At 63.9% G+C, this 642-nt stretch carries 1 pseudogene; it reads left to right on the top strand.

The window, feature by feature from the left end:
- Positions 1-642: pseudogene (locus D8U69_RS01475) on the top strand (RHS repeat protein); the annotation flags it as partial.

The following is a 642-nucleotide window of genomic DNA, read 5'->3' as shown; positions in this document are numbered from 1 at the left end:
CCACAAGTCCAAATACCTGTGGTGGAACACCCTGGCCCAGGTCGAGCGCTTCCAGGATTGCTCGGGTAAAACCACCACATATCGCTTCGACGAGCGCCAGCACCTGGTCGCCGTCACCGACGCGCTGGGTCAGACCACCACGCTGGAACGCAAACCCGACGGCGAAGTGCTGCGCATCCATCACCCGGACGGCAGCGGCGAATCGTTCACCTACAACGCCCTCGGCCAGGTACTGACGCACACCGACGGCAAAGGCCAGACCACGCGTCTGCTACGCACCGCCCGGGGCCTGCCGAGCAGCCGCCAGGACGCCAAGGGCCAGCGCATCCGCTACGAATACGACGCGGCGATTCGTTTGACCGCGTTGATCAACGAAAACAACGCGGCGTACCAGTTCGCCTACGATGCGTCCGACCGGCTGATCGAAGAAAAGCGCATCGACAACCTGACCCGGCGCTTCAGCTACAACCTGGGCGGGCATCTGACCCAGGTCGACGAAACCGGCTACGGCGAACGCGGCGAGCGGCCACAACGCCGCACCGAATTCGAGCGCGACAGCATTGGCCGGCTGCTGGCCAAACTCAATGCCGACGCGAGGCAGGATTATGCGTATGACGACGGCGATCGCCTGCTGTCGATCCA

Source organism: Pseudomonas sp. Sample_16 (genome assembly GCF_004307665.1).
Taxonomy (GTDB): Bacteria; Pseudomonadota; Gammaproteobacteria; order Pseudomonadales; family Pseudomonadaceae; genus Aquipseudomonas.
The sequence above is the reverse complement of the archived record's forward strand: the minus strand, read 5'-3'. Positions and strand labels throughout refer to the sequence as shown.